The 1,443-nt window shown below is 71.3% G+C and carries 2 protein-coding genes; both read right to left on the bottom strand.

All coding sequences use genetic code 11. From position 1 onward, the window contains the following. Nucleotides 1–101: 101 nt before the first annotated feature. Nucleotides 102–605: a YbhB/YbcL family Raf kinase inhibitor-like protein gene (locus A612_RS06445; RefSeq protein WP_019373691.1), complete on the bottom strand. Its 504-nt coding sequence runs from the start codon at nucleotides 603–605 to the stop codon at nucleotides 102–104. After that, nucleotides 602–1,443 (bottom strand): 5'-nucleotidase C-terminal domain-containing protein (locus tag A612_RS06440; protein ID WP_019373690.1); only part of this gene is annotated, 842 nt, incomplete at its 5' end. The genes A612_RS06440 and A612_RS06445, both read right to left, overlap by 4 nt.

The raw sequence follows: 1,443 nt of genomic DNA, 5'->3' as shown, positions 1-1,443 counted from the left end.
GAGCCGCTGCAGCCGGTGCTGCAGCAGATGAAGAACAACCTGCGCGCCAAGCGCTACACCTGAGGCCGAGCGCGGCGGCGCGCGGCCGCGCTCCCGCCGGGTCAGCCCGGGCGGCCGTAGGTGGCGGTGAAGCTCGCCTTGGCGAGCGTGTTCGCATTGACGTTGAAGCCGGCGAGCGCCGCCGGGGCGTCGTCGGGCACGTCGATGCGCTCGACCGAGAGCGCGTGCACGGTGAAGACGTAACGGTGCGGCTGGTCGCCCGGCGGCGGGCACATGCCGCCCCAGGCGTACTGGCCGTAGTCGTTGCGGATGTGGCGCGCGCCCTGCGGCAGGTTGGCGCCGCCGCGCGCGCCGGCGTCGGCGGCCAGTTCGGTGGTGCCGGCCGGCAGGTCGATCACGAACCAGTGCCAGAAGCCCGAACCGGTGGGCGCGTCCGGGTCGTAGACCGTGACGGCAAAGCTCTTCGTGCCCTCGGGCGCGCCGCTCCAGCGCAGCACCGGCGAGCGGTTCTCGCCGCCGCAGCCGAAGTCGTCGAACTCGAAGCGCGCGTCGATGCTGCTGCCATCGGCGATGTCGGGGCTGGTGAGGATGAAGTTCTGGCTCATGATCCACTCCTTTGCTGGTCGGTGAAACGCTGCGTGCTGTAGCTGGAAAGAGGCAGGCGCTTCAGCACGGGCAGTCCGGTTGCAGGGTCGCGCGGCTGCTGCTCGATCCAGTCCATGAAGAGGTCCGTGTCCAGCACGCCGATATCCAGGCGCCGCTCGGGTGGAACGGCAGCCAGCGTCGGGTTGCCATCGCCCCCGCGCGCGACATATTGCGGCACGAAAAGACGGTACAGCCGCGCCGGGTCGATCGGGCGCCAGGAGTCCGACTCCGGATCATGGACCTCCAGCTGCGCGATGCGCTCGCCGCGCGCGCGGGTGGCGTCCACGGAGAAGCGCAGGCCGGCCGCATAGGGGTAGGGGCCGCTCGAGCCGCCGGGTCCCCAGACGGCCTCCATGCCGTCTTCCAGCATGTCCTTGAGCTCTGCGCCCGTCACATCGAGCCGCCAGAGCGTGTTGCCGAAGGGCAGGGCACCGATGAGCTGCTCGGCCGTCACCACGCCGACGAGAGGGGTACGCACACCGCCCCCATTTTGCACGGCCACGTCCGCACCGCCATAGCGCAGGCGCGCCACGTCCAGGTAGGCCTGGGCGACCAGCTGCTGGATATCTCCCCCATGCTGGCTCACGCGACCCTCGGCATTGCACGCACCGCTCGAACGCCCATAGTCCATGCTGTCCGGCCCGCCCGGGACCCGGCGCGCACACAGCTCCTGAGGCACGCTGGCCACGCGGGTGCGGGCGAAGCCGGCTACGCGCGCCTCGAACGGAGCGAGCGCAGCCTGTGCCGCTGCACTGGGCCGGGTCACGCGCAGGAAGCCTGCGGCGGCGCGGCTCGCCT

The sequence above is a fragment of the Melaminivora alkalimesophila genome (genome assembly GCF_000282995.1).
Lineage (GTDB): Bacteria > Pseudomonadota > Gammaproteobacteria > Burkholderiales > Burkholderiaceae_C > Melaminivora > Melaminivora alkalimesophila.
This window is presented reverse-complemented; position numbering and strand designations above follow the sequence as displayed.

Bases quoted from the DNA above. Each gene is read 5' to 3' on its own strand.
- A612_RS06445 (WP_019373691.1), bottom strand. From the start codon at position 605: ATGAGCCAGAACTTCATCCTCACCAGCCCCGACATCGCCGATGGCAGC.